Source organism: Gilliamella intestini (assembly GCF_900094935.1).
Taxonomy (GTDB): Bacteria; Pseudomonadota; Gammaproteobacteria; order Enterobacterales; family Orbaceae; genus Gilliamella; species Gilliamella intestini.
On the sequence record NZ_FMBA01000013.1, the window covers coordinates 1 to 18925 of the forward strand.

The 18925-nt window shown below is 34.0% G+C and carries 16 protein-coding genes and 3 pseudogenes; 4 read left to right on the forward strand and 15 right to left on the reverse strand.

Features of this window, described 5'->3' with window-relative positions:
* Positions 1-330, forward strand: a 330-nt coding sequence (locus GA0061080_RS04895; RefSeq protein ID WP_141683088.1) for an integrase core domain-containing protein, incomplete at its 5' end; no start/stop codon positions are given.
* Positions 331-345: 15 nt separating this feature from the next.
* Here the strand turns inward: GA0061080_RS04895 and GA0061080_RS13100 are convergent.
* The 14 genes and pseudogenes from GA0061080_RS13100 to aceE form a co-directional block, all read right to left on the reverse strand.
* Positions 346-612 (reverse strand): annotated as a pseudogene (locus GA0061080_RS13100) (RHS repeat-associated core domain-containing protein); the annotation flags it as partial.
* A gap of 57 nt (positions 613-669) precedes the next feature.
* Complete coding sequence (locus GA0061080_RS04905; RefSeq protein WP_091121988.1) at positions 670-1011, reverse strand: hypothetical protein; 342 nt, start codon at positions 1009-1011, stop codon at positions 670-672.
* 2 nt (positions 1012-1013) lie between these two features.
* On the reverse strand, positions 1014-1958 hold the full coding sequence (locus GA0061080_RS04910) for an RHS repeat-associated core domain-containing protein (protein ID WP_091121992.1): 945 nt from the start codon (positions 1956-1958) through the stop codon (positions 1014-1016).
* A gap of 98 nt (positions 1959-2056) precedes the next feature.
* Positions 2057-2926: a leucine-rich repeat domain-containing protein gene (locus GA0061080_RS04915; protein ID WP_091121995.1), complete on the reverse strand. Its 870-nt coding sequence runs from the start codon at positions 2924-2926 to the stop codon at positions 2057-2059.
* Between the two features lie 339 nt (positions 2927-3265).
* A pseudogene (locus tag GA0061080_RS13285) lies at positions 3266-3445 on the reverse strand (RHS repeat-associated core domain-containing protein); the annotation flags it as partial.
* A 27-nt stretch (positions 3446-3472) separates the two neighbouring features.
* Positions 3473-3838, reverse strand: a complete 366-nt coding sequence (locus tag GA0061080_RS04925; RefSeq protein ID WP_091122003.1) for a cyclopropane-fatty-acyl-phospholipid synthase — start codon at positions 3836-3838, stop codon at positions 3473-3475.
* A gap of 13 nt (positions 3839-3851) precedes the next feature.
* Positions 3852-4391: pseudogene (locus tag GA0061080_RS04930) on the reverse strand (RHS repeat-associated core domain-containing protein); the annotation flags it as partial.
* A gap of 93 nt (positions 4392-4484) precedes the next feature.
* Positions 4485-5204, reverse strand: coding sequence for a hypothetical protein (locus GA0061080_RS04935; protein WP_091122008.1), 720 nt, complete (start codon positions 5202-5204; stop codon positions 4485-4487).
* A complete protein-coding gene (locus GA0061080_RS04940; protein ID WP_091122011.1) occupies positions 5176-5619 on the reverse strand; it encodes an AHH domain-containing protein in 444 nt (147 codons plus the stop codon). The genes GA0061080_RS04935 and GA0061080_RS04940 overlap by 29 nt, the downstream gene beginning before the upstream one ends.
* 107 nt (positions 5620-5726) lie before the next feature.
* Positions 5727-6182 (reverse strand): hypothetical protein, encoded by a 456-nt coding sequence (locus GA0061080_RS04945; protein ID WP_141683090.1) that lies wholly within the window; start codon positions 6180-6182, stop codon positions 5727-5729.
* Positions 6183-6190: 8 nt separating this feature from the next.
* Entirely contained in the window at positions 6191-7006 is an 816-nt protein-coding gene (locus tag GA0061080_RS13000; RefSeq protein ID WP_280642391.1) for an RHS repeat domain-containing protein, read from the reverse strand.
* A gap of 364 nt (positions 7007-7370) precedes the next feature.
* Positions 7371-8795, reverse strand: a complete 1425-nt coding sequence (lpdA, locus tag GA0061080_RS04955) for a dihydrolipoyl dehydrogenase (protein WP_091122021.1) — start codon at positions 8793-8795, stop codon at positions 7371-7373.
* A 16-nt stretch (positions 8796-8811) separates the two neighbouring features.
* Positions 8812-10419 carry a pyruvate dehydrogenase complex dihydrolipoyllysine-residue acetyltransferase gene (gene aceF / locus GA0061080_RS04960; RefSeq protein WP_091122025.1) on the reverse strand — a complete coding sequence of 536 codons (1608 nt, stop codon included), beginning with the start codon at positions 10417-10419 and terminating at the stop codon, positions 8812-8814.
* A gap of 12 nt (positions 10420-10431) precedes the next feature.
* The gene (gene aceE / locus GA0061080_RS04965) at positions 10432-13098 is read right to left on the reverse strand and encodes a pyruvate dehydrogenase (acetyl-transferring), homodimeric type (RefSeq protein ID WP_091122161.1); all 2667 of its coding nucleotides are present in this window, start codon (positions 13096-13098) and stop codon (positions 10432-10434) included.
* 375 nt (positions 13099-13473) lie between these two features.
* On the opposite strand from aceE, the gene lipB reads away from it, so the two are divergent.
* Together lipB and lipA are read left to right on the forward strand one after the other, a co-directional pair.
* Positions 13474-14094, forward strand: coding sequence for a lipoyl(octanoyl) transferase LipB (gene lipB, locus GA0061080_RS04970; protein WP_091122028.1), 621 nt, complete (start codon positions 13474-13476; stop codon positions 14092-14094).
* Positions 14095-14104: 10 nt separating this feature from the next.
* Positions 14105-15064, forward strand: coding sequence for a lipoyl synthase (lipA, locus tag GA0061080_RS04975; RefSeq protein ID WP_091122032.1), 960 nt, complete (start codon positions 14105-14107; stop codon positions 15062-15064).
* Positions 15065-15097: 33 nt separating this feature from the next.
* Here lipA and GA0061080_RS04980 read toward each other — a convergent pair whose 3' ends face one another.
* Entirely contained in the window at positions 15098-16870 is a 1773-nt protein-coding gene (locus GA0061080_RS04980; protein ID WP_091122035.1) for a DUF3413 domain-containing protein, read from the reverse strand.
* A gap of 309 nt (positions 16871-17179) precedes the next feature.
* Here GA0061080_RS04980 and GA0061080_RS04985 point away from each other — a divergent pair, with 309 nt between their 5' ends.
* On the forward strand, positions 17180-18832 hold the full coding sequence (locus GA0061080_RS04985; RefSeq protein ID WP_091122165.1) for an AAA family ATPase: 1653 nt from the start codon (positions 17180-17182) through the stop codon (positions 18830-18832).
* Positions 18833-18925: the final 93 nt, after the last annotated feature.

An 18925-nucleotide genomic window follows, 5' to 3' on the forward strand; every position in this document is an offset into this window, starting at 1 on the left:
AATCTAGAAGATATTGAACACACCAAGACCAAAGCCTACAGCCCACAAACTAACGGTATTTGTGAGCGATTCCATAAGACGATGAAAACAGAATGTTATGATATTTTATTTCGACGTAAGATTTACACACAATTGAGTGAAATACAAAACGATATTGAGCAATGGCTTGAGTTTTACAATCGAGAAAGAGCGCATTCAGGAAAATATTGTTATGGGAAGACACCATGGCAAACATGGAATGATGCAAAGGGGTTGGTTAAGGAAAAGCAATTGGAGAATTTATTTTGCTCATCGGACACGCATTTTGTTAAAATGAAGGCCGATGAGTAATATGTGTCTGTCAGATTAAGTTTGAGCTACTACAACTTCAATAACATTTATCGGCGTATATTTAGACGCATCAAATACTCTTACTTCAGACACAGTCCTTTGTGAAAAGTTAATATCATTGGGATTTACAAATATGGAGGACAACCCGAACACATCAACCATCGTATTCGAATCATGCACATACGCATAAAAATTCGGGTTGTTTCTTTCAAGTTTTATGGGGTCTTGGCTAATATATAAGCCGGTTTCAGGGTTATAATATCGAAACCGATTATAATAAAGTCCTTCTTGTTCTTTATCTTATATTCAAAACCAATCTTAATGGTTAACTGGTTTATTTTATTTTTCCTCTAACCTCTCCCAAAAAAGGTCTAGTAAATCACCATTTATAATTTTACCATTAGAACGTAATTCAAATAAACCTTCTTGGTTAGCAAAAGATGAAATATTATCTAATTTTGAAAAAATACTACTAACAGTATTAACTGTTATCAAGTTAATAAGAGATTTAAGCTCTTCTTTTTGAGAGTTATTTAAACTATCATATAACTTTTTAATTTTTAACCAGTCAATGTCTTTAATTTCTTTATTATTAAGAGATTTAAGGGTATCTATATAATATGAAGATTTACCTTTTATAACTTCATTAATAATATTATCTACAAATTTTATATCATTCATATTTATTTACATTTTATTTCAGGTTTTTTAAACGCTTCAGGATACATTTTCTTGTTAAGCTCTATAAGTTCTTTTAGCTTTGAATTTGGAATATCTGGATATACTCTTTTAAGTTCCCTAATGTCTCTAGCTAATAAATCTCTTGCTGAATTAATTCCTTTAATATTTCTAGATACTATTCCAACAACCCCTTTCTCTGTATGCCCTATTGAAGGGACAAGAATAGCAGGCGCTTTCATTGGATCATATCCAGGAATAAATTTTTTCATTATTGCTTTTTGTCCTACATGATGCGAATCCAATCCCATTCCTTGATTAATTTTAATTAAATCTTCATGTATTCCTACTTGAAAAGGTTTACCAGATCCTGCTTGAGCCATCAACCCAAACGGGTCAACTTCCGAATTAGAGTCAAACGTATACGCATAAAAATTCGGGTTGTTACCTGCTAGCCCGATAGGGTCTTGGCTTATATAAGTTCCTGTATTACTGTCGTAATACCTGAAACGATTATAATAAAGCCCCGTTTCTACATCCTCATACTGCCCTAATTGCCTGAACGGAATAAACGGCTGATTGTTAAAGGTATCTTCCCGTATTCTGCCATAGATGTCAAACTCCACCTGCCAAACCAGTTCCCCTTTGTCATCATAGGCCTGAGCGGGGCGGCCCAAATAGTCCGATACAATCGAGTAGGACTTACCTTCGCAGAGCTTAGCGGTGGGTACTAAACTTCCTTCCTCATAAACCCAAGTAGTCAGGTTTTCGACCGGTTCGGGTCGGTCCAACATAAGCATTCCCAGCTCGTCAGTAATAACCTTAGGACGCCGTGCACACTGATAATGCCATTCATGCAATAAAACATTACCATCCCAAAGATAGCGATAAATCTTGGTGTGGACAATTTTCGCTGTTCTTCTTCCTAATGCGTCGTATTCGAAGCGGATCCATTCCCCTTGTGGATTGCAAAAATTTTTCCTTTTTTATTTTGCTTTTGGAACGGAACGTAATTTAAAAACCGCTTCGAAGAAAGCGGTTTTTGATTTTATAATTTATTATTAAAAGTGGTCAAATCTTGTATTGTAATATCATATCCTTTTTTTACAGGAATAAATAAATAATTTAATTGAGGTATTTTCATTATCTCTTTTATTTTACCGTCTTTGACACTTGTTGTACCTATAATTCTAATCTCTTTTATATTAGTTAATCGTTGTAAAAAACTTAATGTGGGTAATTCTCCACAATTTTCAATTATCAACTTTTCTATTTTTTTTAAACTTCCTATTTTTTCCCAGTCTTTTATGTTTTTACAATTTTGTAATGCAACAGAAATAAGAGAATTGTTATCTTCTAACCATTTTATAGATTCCATTTTTAGATTATAACCTATACCAATATGTTCTAATTGTGGCATGTTTTTGATTGCATTAAACTCTTCAACTTTACTTTTTATCAACCCAATTCTTTTAGCTTTTTCAAATTTTTGAAAATCTTTTGAAGAAGTACTCGTATAGTTATCAATGAAAATATATTCTAAATTTTTACAATCAAAAACTGATTTACAACTTTTTTTATCATAGTTTAAGTAAACACACCATAACGATTCTAAAGAAGAAAAAGGGATTTCGCTGTCTGTCTTTCCTAAAAAATTCAAGTATTCTAATTTTTTAAAATCAGATAGATCTGTAAGTCTTCCATAACAATATGAATTGAGGTTTAAACCTCTCAATTCTTTAAAATTAGAAATCATTTTTATATCGTGTATTTTTTTATTCCTATCATCTGTTGTAATTACAATTCCATCTATACTATTATTTCTTATATAATTTATATCAAATTTTTGTTCTGTATTTACTTGTATAAATGTATAACTTCTACCGAAGTAGTTCTTATTAAAAATATGTTCTTCCATAATTCATTATTATTTGCAACCGGGACTATTTATTTTATTTGCAAGATTTTCTCCTGCATCTTCAAATCGCTTCATTATATTTGCTTCGGCTTTAAAGAAATCTGTTTCTACTCCATGTGGAAGGACTACAACATTCAATGTACTAAGTTTTGCAGGATCTAATTTACCTGTTCCTAAATGGGTTCGCAGTCTACTATATAAATTGTTAGCTTTGCCGACATACCATTTTTCAACACCGTCTCGAACATCAATTGTTCTGAACATATATACTCCTCCATTCTTTGCATTACTACCTAATAATTCTTTAAGAAAGGCTCTATCTATGGGATTAGTAGGAGCAAGACCAAACGGATCTACCCAAGCATTACTATCATGCACATACGCATAAAAATTCGGGTTATTACCTGCTAGCCCTATCGGATCTTGGCTAATATATAAGCCGGTTTCAGGATTATAATAACGGAACCGATTATAATAAAGCCCCGTTTCTACATCCTCATACTGCCCCAGTTGCCTGAACTTATATTAATAATAACAAGCCAACTTTTAAAGTTGGCTTTGATTTTGTTTTTCTCTAAACTCTTTTAATTTCTTCTCAATAAATGCAAAGTCATTAATGGCTTTATCCTTATCTTTTGCTTTGTCATATTTTTCTCTCCATTTTCTAATTCCAAATATATAAAATTTCAATCCCTCTTCTGTCAAATCTCCAACCGTTATTTGAGAATCATCATTTGCTTTTTCCCCTTTTCTTAAAATCTCCTTCGTAATAAATCCATTGTCTTGTAGAAAGTGTACGTAGTTTTCAAAAAAACGATATTGTCTTTCTTTGTATTCTTGAGTTATAGGCTGTGGAGCCAATTGAGATTGAGTTATCCAACTTAATTTTTCTATTATACGATTTTTGTCCATAATTTCCTTGAACTTAATGACATTTAACTTTTCCTGTTTCTAAATCAACATCTATTCTTTTGGTTTCAACTTCTGAGATATCATACATTTTACCTTTTCTTCCTGGTTCTTTTACATGGGTTCCCCCATTAGCTCTAATTTCTGCTTCTTTTAACATTTGTGTTGTTTTATCTGCTGTTGGGCTTGTAACTTCAAAAATTCCTTTTACTTTGCCGTCTTCAACTACAATAAAATCCAGTCTTCTTCTTGAATTATTTATATCTCTAACACTTTTTCCATTGGCATCTCTTATATATCTTTCTGATAAAATAGTTGCATTGGGATATTTATTTTGTAAATATTTCTTAGCTATTGCCTCTCTTGCATTTCCTGATGCTTTATTAGCTATAACATCCAACCCAGACGGATCAACCCAAGTATTGCTATCATGCACATACGCATAAAAATTCGGGTTATTACCTGCTAGCCCGATAGGGTCTTGGCTTATATAAGTTCCTGTATTACTGTCGTAAAATCGAAACCGATTATAATAAAGCCCCGTTTCTACATCCTCAGAATTTGGAGATAGAATCAACCGTCAACTTTACTTAGCAAATACACAAAATTTAGAACGTCGTTGGGGCGCCGAATCAAATTACTAATGTATCTAATTTTCTAAAATAATTTCTCCAATTTCAAAACCAATAATATTATTTTCTTTTAATGCATAAATTAGTTCTTCTGAAAAAAACATACCTTTTCCTTGTATATTAATAATATCATAATGATATTTATTAAGTAGAAATAGATTCAATGCTACTAGATTAAAATTTATCTCATTATAATCTTGATAACTTTTAAACTTAACTTTTTCATTTCTTTGTGTGTCATAAAAAATGGATTTCTCTAAATCTATTTCGGTATCAGGAATCATCGGGAAACCTATCAAATAAAATTTATCATTTTCCCACCCTTCAATATCTATATTAATTTTATTTAACAATAATGGGATCCTATACGTTTTAATTATATCGTAAGCCTTTTCCGAAATTATATAATTTAATCCTAACTCATAAGGCAAATAGCTTATAAAATCTGTTCTTTTTATTTTTTTTCGCGTTGGATAATATTTTATTGAAGATATTTGTTCCTCATTAATAGATTTGAAAGTTTTTAAAAAAACTCTATCTCTATTATTTAAATTCTCATCAATATATTTGTTAAATTTATTTTTTTCCTCTTTAGAGATGAAAGATTTATTTTCTTTTAATTCTAATTGTGCTCCACCGTTATTAATTCTAGTAATTACTGGATCATAAGAAACATCTAATTTTTTATATCTCATTTTTTTCTCTATATTATTTGCACCCACCTTTAAAAAAATCATTTAATTTTTTCCCGCTTATTTTAGCTTTTTTTATTTTATCTATCAGATGATCCTGTAGTTTTTTGATATTTTGTAAGTCTAACTTTCCAGTATCTACTAATTGTTGTACCTTTTTTCTAACATAATCACTATATGCGGGATGATTTCCATGAAATGGTTTTGGTAAGTCAATTAAGTTACTAACATCCACTGCTTTTTTAGATACATTTTGTATATAACCACTAACATTTTTGAAATTTTTTCTAAACTCCTTAAATATCTGATTGGGTATAATATGATGTAAATCCAACCCAAACGGATCCACCCAAACATTGCTATCATGCACATACGCATAAAAATTCGGGTTATTACCTGCCAGTTTTATGGGGTCTTGGCTAATGTATGAACCATAGTACCTGAAACGATTGCTATACAAGACTGTTTCGGTATCTTCAAGCTTTCTCTATACTACTTACTTATTTAGAATAACCAAATAAATTTAATGAATAAAGACAACTTTTTAAGGTTGGATCTGGGGTTTAATTATTCTAATTTTGGTAGCTTATATCCTTCTTCTATTAACGTCTTATTTTTATATTTAACAACTTCCCATAAATTGGGACATTTTCTGCCGAAATTAAAACATATCCATCCAGAATTTTTTTCTAATGCATCTTTATTTATTTTTATATATTTATAATAATCAGAAAATTCAACAAAGTCTAATTGATTGTATTTAAAAGCGCTTATATAATATAATATTAACCAGCACCATTCACTACTTTTAGCTATTTCTAAAAATTGCTCATTAATTATATGGCTATTAAAACTAGGATTACTTTCTAAATATTTTTTTATTAAAAAAGAAGCCGTTATAGTATCTGTAGGCATATAGGCTTCATTCAATCTAATTTCATATCCGTTTTGACCTGTCAAATAATCAAATATTTCATTTTTCTGAACGGCTTTAGCAAATAATTCATTAACGTCTTTTCTCATAAACATTTTTATAATATTTTTGTAATTATTACTTGACTTATTGGCACTTGATCTATCACTGCTTCTGCTATTCCTCCAGAGGTTGTACCTCCTGGTATAAATAATTCATTAGCTCCTGATAAATCAGAAGTTGGTAATCTTAAATTATGTTCTAATGGTTTAGGTATATCTATTTTATACAATCCTCCTTTACCTTGCCATCCACCAGAAGGGATACCTAATCCTTTTTCAATAACTGAAATATCACCATTTGCCTTTTTCAATAAATCATTTATTTGATTCGTTGGAGCAACAAATTGTCCATCAGGACGACCAACCTTAGCCTGTCCTTTAACAAAATCATTGTAGGCATTTCCAGTCATTAAAAAAGATGCTCCAGATTTAAAATCCTTATGTACTTTACCACAATTTTCCAACCCGAACACATCAACCATCGTATTCGAATCATGCACATACGCATAAAAATTCGGGTTATTACCTGCTAGTCCTATCGGATCTTGGCTAATATATAAGCCGGTTTCAGGATTATAATATCGAAACCGATTATAATAAAGCCCCGTTTCAACATCCTCATACTGCCCTAATTGCCTGAACGGAATAAACGGCTGATTGTTAAAAGTATCTTCCCGTATTCTGCCATAGATGTCAAATTCCACCTGCCAAACCAGTTCCCCTTTGTCATCATAGGCCTGAGCGGGGCGGCCCAAATAGTCCGATACAATCGAGTAGGACTTGCCTTCGCATAGCTTTGCGGTGGGTACTAAACTTCCTTCTTCATAAACCCAAGTGGTTAGGTTTTCGACCGGTTCGGGTCGGTCCAACATAAGCATTCCCAGCTCGTCAGTAATAACCTTAGGACGCCGTGCACGCTGATAATGCCATTCATGCAATAAAACATTACCATCCCAAAGATAGCGATAAATCTTTGTATGAACAATTTTCGCTGTTTTTGTTCCTGCTAGAAAACATCAAGTTTTTACATTTCATATGCTTAAAATAATTCACTCAAAATACATAACTTGAGATTTATCAGGGGTATGAATTTAATTAATTGATTTTTATTTGTTTTCTACATAAACGTAGTACACTCCTGAAACTTTTTGACAAAAATTATTTTATAAATAAAATAAAAATGCCGTTAGTTTGAGCTAACGGCATTCTATTAAGTATATAAATGACTTTTTATTATTATTTCTTCTTCGCTTTAGCATTTGGTAAATCAGTGACAGAGCCTTCATAAATTTCAGAGGCTAAGCCAATTGATTCATGCAATGTTGGGTGAGCATGAATTGTTAATGCGATATCTTCGGCATCACAACCCATTTCGACAGCTAAGGTGATTTCACCAAGTAATTCACCACCATTTGCGCCAACAATCGCACCACCTAATAGGCGATTATCTTCTTTATTGAAGATCAGTTTTGTCATCCCCTCAGAGCAATCAGAAGCGATAGCTCGTCCTGAAGCTGCCCATGGGAAGATTGATACTTCATAATCAATACCTTTTTCTTTCGCTTCTTTTTCAGTTAAGCCAACCCAAGCAACTTCTGGTTCAGTATAGGCGATAGAAGGAATGGTTTTTGGATCAAAGAAGTGTTTTTTACCTGCAATCACTTCTGCTGCCACATGGCCTTCGTGTACGCCTTTGTGCGCAAGCATTGGTTGACCAACAATATCTCCAATTGCATAGATATGCGGAACATTGGTACGCATCTGTTTATCTACTTCGATAAATCCACGGTCAGTAACATTAACGCCTGCTTTTTCCGCACTAATTAATTTACCATTTGGTGTACGACCAATAGCCACTAATACCGCATCATAAGTATGAGTTTCGGTGCTACCGTCTTTCTTTTCCATGGTGACATAAATTGCATCATGTTTTGCTTCAACGGTAGTAACTTTAGTTTCCAATCGTAAAGTGAATTTCTTTTGGATCTGTTTAGTAAAGACTTTAATTACATCTTTATCAGCAGCCGGAATCACTTGATCAAACATTTCAACTACATCGACTTCTGAACCAAGTGCATGGTATACAGTCCCCATTTCAAGACCTATAATTCCACCACCCATTAATAATAATTTTTTAGGAATGGTGGTTAAGGCTAAGGCATCTGTAGAATCCCAAATACGAGGATCATCATGTGGAATAAAAGGCAACTTGATTGGACGAGAACCCGCTGCAATAATTGCGTTATCAAAGGTGATCTTAGTAATTCCTTTTGATGAAGTCACCTCCATTGTATGACTACCGGTAAACTGTGCTTCACCTTGAATAACATTAACTTTGCGCATTTTGGCCATACTAGCTAGTCCATTAGTCAGTTGACTAATAACTTTTTCTTTCCAACCACGCACTTTGTCTAATTCAAGTCTAGGTGTACCAAAATGGATACCATGTTCGGTTAATGATTTTGCTTCATCCATTACTTTAGCAACATGAAGTAATGCTTTTGATGGAATACAGCCTACATTTAAACAAACACCACCAAGTGTTGAATAACGTTCAACAAGGGTAACTTCTAGTCCAAGGTCGGCTGCACGGAACGCAGCAGAATAACCCGCTGGTCCTGCTCCTAAAACCACAACTTGTGTTTTAACATCTTGACTCATAATTTGATCTCCTTAATTACATCACTAAACGACGTAAGTCGGATAAGACGTTAACAATATGGCTTAAGAAGCGTGCCCCATCAGCACCATCAATAACTCGGTGATCGAATGATAATGATAAAGGCAACATTAAGCGTGGTGTAAACTCTTTGCCATTCCAAACTGGTTTCATGCTAGAGCGAGATACACCTAAAATACCAACTTCTGGCGCATTAACAATTGGTGTAAACGAGGTTGTACCAATGCCGCCAAGGCTAGAAATAGTGAAACATCCACCTTGCATATCGCTACCTGTCAATTTACCTTCACGTGCCTTTTTAGAAATTGCCGCAAGCTCACGAGAAAGTTCAACAATACCTTTTTTATCAACATCTTTAAATACTGGCACAACAAGACCATTTGGTGTATCGACAGCAACGCCAATATTAATGTATTTTTTGATAATTAAGGTTTGGGCATCTTCAGATAATGAGCTATTAAAGCGTGGATACGCTGTTAATGCACTGGCTACCGCTTTCATGATAAACACAAGTGGCGTGATCTTAAGATCAAGTTTTTTCTTATCTGCTTCTGCATTTTGTTGCTTACGGAATGCTTCTAAATCAGTAATATCCGTTTCATCAAATTCTGTCACATGAGGGATCATTACCCAGTTACGGTGTAAATTGGCTCCTGAGACTTTTTGAATTTTAGTTAATGGTAAGCTTTCAATTTCACCAAATTTACTAAAATCAACTTTCGGCCATGGTAATAAACCTGGCAATGCGCCACCTGCCGCACCACTTTCAACTTGCTTAACTGCATTTTTAACGTAAGTTTGAATGTCTTCACGTAAAATACGGTTTTTAGGGCCTGTAGCAGTAACTTTTGCTAGATTTACGCCAAATTCACGCGCTAAACGGCGTACTGAAGGTGTTGCGTGTGCATAAGCATCATTTTCAACAAATTCATTGCTCGATGATACTGGCGCTGATTTTGCGACAGCAGGTGCTGGTGTAGGTGCAGTTGCTGCTTTTTCAGCAATAGGTGCTGAAGCTGCTGGCACTGTTTGGGTAGCTGGCGCTGCACTAGATGTGGTTTCAAATTCCATGATTTTGGAACCTGTTTTCACTTTATCACCTACTTTTATCGTGATGCTTTTAACTGTACCTGCAATAGTTGCTGGTACTTCCATTGACGCTTTATCACCTTCAACGGTAATTAATGAATCATCAACAGATATAGTATCACCTACTTTTACCAAAATTTCCGTTACTTCGACTTCATCACCACCAATATCTGGAACTTTTACATCTACAATTTGGCTAGTTGCAGTTGGCGTTACTTCAACTTTTGGTGCTTCTTGTGCTGTAGCTGGAGCTGGAGCTGGAGCTGGAGCAGCAGTTTCGCCACCTTGCCCATCAAAGACCATAATGTCAACGCCTGTTTTGACTTTATCGCCAATTTTTACAGAAATAGATTTAACAATACCAGCCTGTGGTGCAGGGATTTCCATTGATGCTTTATCACCTTCAACTGTCATAATTGACTGATCAGCTTCAACTTTATCGCCTATTTTAACCAGAATTTCGGTTACTTCTACTTCGTCACCACCGATATCAGGTAATTTGATTTGAATACTCATTATAATAACCTCTTATGCAATTCGTGGATTAAGTTTATCGGCATTGATTTCGAATTTTTTGATCGCATCTTCAACAACGCTAACTTCAATATCGCCACGTTTAGCAAGTTCACCCAATGCTGCAACCACAACATAAGATGCATCGACTTCAAAATGATGACGTAAATTTTCACGGCTATCACTGCGACCAAAGCCGTCTGTGCCAAGCACTCGATAACTTTCAGCAGGTACAAATCCGCGAATTTGCTCAGCAAAAATTTTCATATAATCAGTTGAAACCACCGCTGGGTTGTTATTCATAATTTGTGCAACATAAGGCACTTTAGGTGTTTCACTTGGATGTAACATATTGTATCGTTCACAATCTTGCCCATCACGAGCCAGTTCAGTAAAGGATGTTACACTATAAACTTCAGAGCTAATACCATAGTTTTTCGCTAAAATATCAGCCGCTTCACGCACATGGCGCAAAATTGAACCAGAACCTAATAACTGTACTGTTGGTTTGCCTTTTTGACCTTCAACGGTATCTAGTTTATAAATACCACGTCGAATACCTTCTTCTGCACCTTCTGGCATTGCAGGTTGTGCATAGTTTTCGTTAAGTGTTGTAATGTAGTAATAAACATTTTCTTGTTCGCCATACATACGACGTAAACCATCTTGCATAATAACCGCAACTTCATAAGCATAAGCCGGATCGTATGAGATACAATTAGGCATAGTTAATGATTGAATATGGCTATGACCATCTTGATGTTGTAAACCTTCACCATTTAGTGTGGTACGACCAGAAGTCCCGCCAATCATAAATCCACGTGCTTGCTGATCACCTGCTGCCCACATTAAATCGCCAATGCGTTGGAAACCAAACATAGAATAGTAAATATAGAATGGAATCATTGGGAAATCATTGGTACTATAGGAGGTTGCAGCCGCTAACCATGAAGCGGTTGCACCACATTCATTAATTCCTTCTTGGAGAATTTGACCTTTTTCATCTTCACGGTAATAAGCAACTTGTTCTTTATCTTGCGGTGTATATTGTTGACCGTGTGGGTTATAAATCCCAATTTGACGGAACAAACCTTCCATACCAAAAGTACGAGCTTCATCAGCCAAAATTGGCACTAATCGTGGTGCTAATTCTTTATCCTTCAGCATAATGTTAAGTGCTCGGACAAACGCAATTGTGGTTGATATTTCTTTTGATTGAGCTTCAAGTAATGAAGAGAATTCACTTAGTGCTGGAATAGAAACAGTACCAGAGAACTTAGTTAATCGCGATGGAACATAACCATGTAATGCATTACGACGTTCATGGATATACTTGTATTCTGGAGTATGTTCTTCAAATTTAATGTATGGTAATTTTTCAAGTGCTTCATCTGTTACTGGAATATTGAAGAAATCACGAACATGACGCACGCCATCCATATTCATTTTTTTCACTTGGTGTGCAATGTTTTTCGCTTCAGCAGCTTCACCCATACCATAACCTTTAATGGTGTGAGCTAAAATAACGGTTGGGCGATCTTTAGTTTCTTTTGCTCGTTGGAATGCAGCAAACATTTTAGCAGGATCTTGACCACCACGGTTTAATCTAAAGATTTCTTCATCAGACATATCTTTAACTAATTCAGCGGTTTCTGGATATTTACCAAAGAAATGCTCACGCACATAAGCGCCGTCTTTAGATTTTAAGGTTTGATAATCGCCATCTAGCGTTTCATTCATCAGGCGAATTAATTTACCAGATTTATCTTTTTGTAATAATTTATCCCAGCGATCACCCCAAAGAACTTTAATGACATTCCAGCCGGCACCACCAAATACACCTTCTAATTCATTTATGATTTTACCATTACCCGTTACTGGACCATCTAATCGTTGTAAATTACAGTTGATAACAAAAACTAAATTATCAAGTTTTTCACGTGTTGCAACGGTGATTGCCCCTTTTGATTCTGGTTCATCCATCTCACCGTCACCTAAGAAAGCATAGACAGTTTGTTCAGAAGTATCTTTCAACCCACGATTTTCTAAATATTTTAAAAAACGTGCTTGGTAAATTGCACTAATAGGACCAAGTCCCATTGATACTGTTGGGAATTGCCAGAATTCTGGAAGTAATTTAGGATGAGGATATGATGGTAAACCTTTACCATGAACTTCTTGACGAAAATTATCTAACTGCTCTTCGGTTAAACGTCCTTCAATAAAGGCTCGAGAGTAAATACCAGGTGAGATATGTCCTTGGAAGTAAATTAAATCACCGCCATCTTTTTCATTACGAGCACGGAAAAAGTGGTTAAAACAGACTTCATAAAAAGTAGCTGCAGATTGGAACGATGCCATATGACCACCAAGCTCTAAATCTTTCTTTGAAGCTCGTAACACCATCATAATTGCATTCCAACGGACAATTGAACGAATACGTCTTTCTATTTCCCAATCGCCAGGATATGTAGGTTGTTCTTCTACTGGAATTGTATTGACATAATTACTTGTTGAAGATCCAAACAGTACTGGAACACCCCCATCTCTCGCCTTATTAACTATTTGTTCAATAATATATTGTGCACGTTCGATTCCTTCTTCTCGAATAATAGACTCAACACTTTTGAGCCAATCTTGTGTTTCAATGGGATCGACATCATTCATTTGCATGTCCGACATATAAAAACCTCTTTTTTGTTTAGAAAAATGCATTATTTGCTATTCTTAATTACATTAAAAAACGTAACAAAAAAAGCTTAAACTCTGCATTACGGAGCTTCATTAATATCAGTCTGCCATTTAAATAAAAAAAGTAAAGCAAACTGCCAGTTCGAAAAGAATGTTAATTCCTATCAAATTAATCAACTATTTCAATATTAGTAATAAAACTAATATTATTTATATGATAAATAAGTAAATTTTACCTAATGATAAATATAAATGTTATTCCTAATAGCTATTCTAATAATAACTACAGGTTGTCAATTTATTATAAAATCTGTTATATACTCGTAAAAATTGCGATAATACTACTTGAAGATAACAGAAAAAACTATGATCATTAATAATGTCATAATCAAAGACTTAAAAATTAAACCATATGTGTATACCTATCAAGCTATGCATAACTTTACAAAACAACGTAATGAGCATTCTCTTGATGAAATCTGGTTAGTCGAACATGAACCCGTATTTACCCAAGGTAAAGTTGGTAAAGCAGAACATTTATTAAATCAGACAAATATCCCTGTTATTCAGACCGATCGCGGTGGTCAAATTACTTACCATGCTCCAGGCCAACAAATCATGTATATTTTATTTGATTTAAAAAGACTTAAGATAGGTATCCGAGATGTAGTTAATTATTTAGAAAACAGTGTCATTCAAACATTGCTCCATTATGGTATTATAGCTCATGCAAAGTCTGATGCACCGGGAGTATATATTAACGAAAAGAAAATTTGTTCACTTGGTTTGCATATCAGTCGTGGATGCACTTTACATGGACTTGCATTCAATATCGATATGGATCTTTCCCCTTTCAATAACATTAACCCTTGTGGCTACGCCGGATTACAAATGACGCAACTAAAAGAATATGTCTATCAAATTAATCATAAAGAGATAAAACAACTATTAACTAATAATTTTATTAAGCAGTTACCTCAAAGATAAGATACCAATTATGCAAAATAATGAAACAATAATCAGAAGTTCGAAATATCGTGATGCTGACAAGACACGCTTAATTCCAACTGTAACATTAGAAGATGTAGCACCACTAAAAAAACCTGAATGGATGAGAATTAAATTATCTGCTCACTCTGATAATATTGCGCATATTAAAAGTACCATGCGCAAACATGGATTACATTCAGTCTGTGAAGAAGCTTCTTGCCCTAATTTAGCTGAATGTTTTAATCATGGCACAGCTACTTTTATGATTTTGGGCGACATTTGTACCCGCCGTTGCCCGTTTTGTGATGTAGCTCATGGCAGACCATTGCCACCAGATAGTAAAGAACCCACTAAGCTTGCGCAAATCATTCAAGAAATGAAATTACGCTATGTTGTTATTACCTCAGTTGATAGGGATGATTTAAAAGATGGTGGAGCTAGCCATTTTGCTAATTGTACTCGAGAAATCAGAGCATTAAACCCAAATATAAAGGTTGAAACATTAACACCGGATTTTCGTGGTTGTATTGATGAAGCAATTGATGTCTTAAGTGATAACCCACCTGATGTATTTAATCATAATTTAGAAAATATACCTCGCTTATATAAGAAAATCCGCCCTGGCGCTAACTATGAAGGATCACTTAAATTACTGGCAGCATTTAAAGAACGATATCCTGAAATTCCTACAAAATCTGGGTTAATGGTAGGACTTGGCGAAACAAATCAGGAATTAATTCAAGTGTTAAAAGATTTACGTAGTCATGGTGTTACTATGTTGACGCTTGGTCAATATTTACAACCAAGTAAATATCATTTACCCGTTGAACGTTATGTTTCACCACAAGAATTTGAAGAATTAAAGCAAACGGCATTAAATATGGGATTCACTCATGCAGCTTGTGGGCCATTTGTACGTTCATCTTATCATGCTGATTTACAAGCAATGGGCAAAGAGGTGAAGTAATCTTCACCTTTATTATTCTATTCAAAAGTTAAATCAATTATCCACAACCATAAAACGGCGATTTTCAGTGACAATTTGCAAAAAGATTGGTAAGCTAATTTTTTCTCCTTTTTGCAATTTACCATTAATATCATAAATTTTAGAACGACCAAAAGCATCTAAAACAACCGTTTTATCATCATAAAGTGCAGCTATAGTATTTTCATCACCAGCGACTAGCCATTGTCTAGGCTTTCGTGTAAATAAGTTTTTACCTTGACTGTATTGTTGAGGTGGCGTAGTAACATAAAATGCGTCTTGCATTAATGTAAGCATAATATCAGTTTGCGAAGTTGCTTCTGTTATTTCGGCACTTCCTTTATTTGGCCATGATATAATCAATGGTACTTTTAATGATTCTCTCTTAAAATTGCTACTTGTATTGCGTGATGCTACTTTTTTCACCTCGTCAATTTTAATATCATTCGAACCAGTAATAACAATAATCGTATCATCATAGGCATTAGATAATCTTAAATATGCAATTAATGATTCGATATATTGATCTAACTTTTTAGCTTCAGATTGAAGATCAGATATCGTGTTTTTTTTATTTTTGCTTCCCAATGAATACTGGATTATAGAAAACAAAGGTGCATGATTAGCAAGACTATTTTGTTCTTCATGCCAAGCCCTCCAGTTTTCTGTTATTTGTTTATTAGATTGTTTTTTAGGTTGTGGTATTGAAAAATTAGATAACAAAGCTGAACGATATAAAGGTTCAGCAAAACCATTTTCCGAAAATAGACCTAAGTTGTAGTGTTGTTTTGTAACGACATCAAGCAATACGGACGGTTTATGTCCAACAAGAATACTATTATAATAATTAGGATCTAACCCATAAAACAATGAAAAGTCATTTAAATAGGACTGATTACTTGCACCATAATGATTAGTAAAGAAAATATTATCTTGAGAAAACTCATTTAACCACGGCATATGTTTAGTTAATAAATTTGTATTCCACCCTTCAATAACAATCATTAACACATTATTTTTTATTGGCTTCTGATCATAAACAATACTTCCCAACGGATATTCAATTGCCATCGCAAAAGGATTTCCTTCTTGAGCAATACGATCACGATAACCATTTTCTTTAATAAAGCCATAACGCTCAAGAAAATGACGAGCAGTTAAAGGGTAAGAAAGAGGAAGACTTGAACGCTGCATAGTAATTGGTCGATAAAAATTAGCATCAGCCCAGATATGAATCAAATGTGAGGCAACGAAACAAAGAATAAAAAGAATTACTACAGGCTTTGCATAGCGCTTACGTTTACTTAAGCTACGTAATTTTTTCCAGCTCCATACCGAAAATAAAATTTCGATCAACAAAATAAACGGAATAGCAATAAATACCGTACTTAAATAAGTGACTTTTTGCGATGAAAATAATTGCCAAATAGACAAATTAAGATGCATTCTAAAATGCGAAAAAACTTCAATATCAATAATTAATAATGAAAGACCTACTGTTGCAAAAACCGTTGCTATAATCCTTTGCCATCGAGATGAATGAATTAAAAAACTTAACGGAAAAAGAAGAACCAAATAAGCAATAAAGGTCAAATAGCTGAAATGTCCGATTGCACTGGTAATTGCATAAAATCGACCCATAAAAGTACGAGGCCAATCTGCAATGAATAAATATTGACTACCTAGTAAAATTACAACAAAAATATTAAACAACGTAAACCAATGTCCCCAACTCACAATTTGTGAGGCACGATAGTCTTTGAAGTAAGTATTTTTGATTTTGAGCATATTAAGTCGTTGCTAATGGTGATTATTAAGATAAATAAACAATAAATTATGTTTTAGTTTACCTGATTTTAAAAAATCTTTCTGTAAATTTTTTATTTTCTACCATAAAGATCTTGGTAATCTGTTGGCGATACATCGGATACTTGTTATAATTTCAAAATGAAATAAGTTAACAAAAAGATAAAAACTTTGGCAATTACACAACTCAAAGCAAAACAGATCCAGCCTGATTTATCCTATATTTCTGAACTTAGAAACAAAACTAATAATTCAATATCATTAGCTTCAGAAAAATCAGAACATTTACTCATGTGGCAACCACGTTTGGCCTCTGCTTTAGCACTGTTATGCCCTCCCCAAAGAGTATGCTATAGCCCACGCTTTATGTTGCTTAAAGCTCCTGAAAGTGAGCTTTTTTTTGATTTACTAAGACAAGCCATTAAATCTGATTTATCTTCACCTTCATTAGGCTATAGTTATTTTTTTAGCGAAAGTAAAATTACACTGACCAATGCAAAGAGCAAACAAGATAATTTTGCAGCCCAAGACAATTGTTTATTTGCATCATCTGTTGATAGTGAAAAACTATTGGGTTGTGTTAGACAACCTGAAAATAGTCCTATAAAATTACAAGCTGGACTTGTTCATCGTGCTAATGGTGGCATTTTAATTTTAGGTCTTCGCTCACTACTTAGCCAACCATTGTTATGGTCTAAACTAAAACAAATGGTAATAAAGCAAGAGTTTGAATGGGTTTCAGCTGATGAATCTCATCCTTTACCTTTGTCCATTCCTCCTATGCCACTTGATTTACGAATCATTTTAGTTGGGGATAGATTAAGTTTAGCAGAATTACAAGATCTTGAACCTGAATTTTATTCAACTTCTATTTATACTGAATTTGAAAATGAATTACCAGTCAAATCACCCGAGCAAATAGAACACTGGATTAATTACTTAAAATTTATCGCTAATAAACAACAATTACCTAATATTGACACCTTAGCTTTTGCAAAAATTTACAAAGAAGCTACTCGCTATACTGGTGATCAACATTACCTCCCTCTTTCAGTAGATTGGATTAATTCGCTATTAGTTAATGCTACACACTTTATGCAAAATAGTCTAATCGATGAATCAGCCATCACTTCTGCTATAAAGCAAAAATCATGGCATGAAGATTATTTGAAAGAAAGGCTACTCGATGAAATCTTTAGTCATCAAATAATGATTAATACTAAAGATCAAGTTGTTGGACAAATAAACGGCTTATCGGTCATTGAATATCCTGGGTATCCAAAAGTAATTGGGGAACCAACACGGTTAAGTTGCCTTCTTCATTTTGGCGATGGCGAACTGATTGATATTGAAAGAAAAACAGAATTAGCAGGTAACATTCATTCAAAAGGAATGATGATCATGCAAGCCTTTATCATGTCTGAGTTTGCGTTTAATCACCAATTACCTTTTTCGACTTCTTTGGTTTTTGAGCAATCTTATAGTGAAATTGATGGTGACAGTGCTTCACTTGCCGGACTTTGTGCAATCATTAGCGCTTTATCTCAACAACCAATTGATCAACAATTAGCTGTTACTGGTTCAGTGGATCAGTTTGGACATGTTCAATCAATTGGTGGCGTAAACGAAAAAATTGAAGGATTTTTTACTGTTTGTAAGCATCAAGGGTTAACAGGTCAACAAGGAGTAATCATTCCAGCTACTAATCAACGTCATTTAAGTTTAAGTGATGAAATGATTGAAGCAATCGAACAAGAAAAGTTTTCAGTATGGACAGTTGAACATATTGCTGATGCACTTTATTTACTGACAGGCATTCCTTACAAAGATAAAAGCGGTATTAATCTTTACCAATTAATTCATGCTCGTATGCAATCATTATTATTACAAGATAAAAAACAAGATAGTTGGCTAAGTAAGTGGCAAAAATATTGCAAAAAGTAACAATAACCAATAAACTCTAAACCCAAATTTTATTAAAAATAAAAATAGAAAAATAGCTAGGTAACTTTCAATTTTTAAAGCATGTTTTAATTT

Excerpts from the sequence above, each read along its gene's own strand:
- aceF (WP_091122025.1), bottom strand. The coding sequence starts at position 10,419 with ATGAGTATTCAAATCAAATTACCTGATATCGGTGGTGACGAAGTAGAA.
- lpdA (WP_091122021.1), bottom strand. The coding sequence starts at position 8,795 with ATGAGTCAAGATGTTAAAACACAAGTTGTGGTTTTAGGAGCAGGACCA.
- GA0061080_RS04915 (WP_091121995.1), bottom strand. The coding sequence starts at position 2,926 with ATGGAAGAACATATTTTTAATAAGAACTACTTCGGTAGAAGTTATACA.
- lipB (WP_091122028.1), top strand. The coding sequence starts at position 13,474 with ATGATCATTAATAATGTCATAATCAAAGACTTAAAAATTAAACCATAT.
- GA0061080_RS04945 (WP_141683090.1), bottom strand. The coding sequence starts at position 6,182 with ATGAGAAAAGACGTTAATGAATTATTTGCTAAAGCCGTTCAGAAAAAT.
- GA0061080_RS04980 (WP_091122035.1), bottom strand. The coding sequence starts at position 16,870 with ATGCTCAAAATCAAAAATACTTACTTCAAAGACTATCGTGCCTCACAA.
- GA0061080_RS13000 (WP_280642391.1), bottom strand. The coding sequence starts at position 7,006 with ATGTTGGACCGACCCGAACCGGTCGAAAACCTAACCACTTGGGTTTAT.
- lipA (WP_091122032.1), top strand. The coding sequence starts at position 14,105 with ATGCAAAATAATGAAACAATAATCAGAAGTTCGAAATATCGTGATGCT.
- GA0061080_RS04985 (WP_091122165.1), top strand. The coding sequence starts at position 17,180 with ATGTGGCAACCACGTTTGGCCTCTGCTTTAGCACTGTTATGCCCTCCC.
- GA0061080_RS04925 (WP_091122003.1), bottom strand. The coding sequence starts at position 3,838 with ATGGACAAAAATCGTATAATAGAAAAATTAAGTTGGATAACTCAATCT.
- aceE (WP_091122161.1), bottom strand. The coding sequence starts at position 13,098 with ATGTCGGACATGCAAATGAATGATGTCGATCCCATTGAAACACAAGAT.
- GA0061080_RS04935 (WP_091122008.1), bottom strand. The coding sequence starts at position 5,204 with ATGATTTTTTTAAAGGTGGGTGCAAATAATATAGAGAAAAAAATGAGA.
- GA0061080_RS04905 (WP_091121988.1), bottom strand. The coding sequence starts at position 1,011 with ATGAATGATATAAAATTTGTAGATAATATTATTAATGAAGTTATAAAA.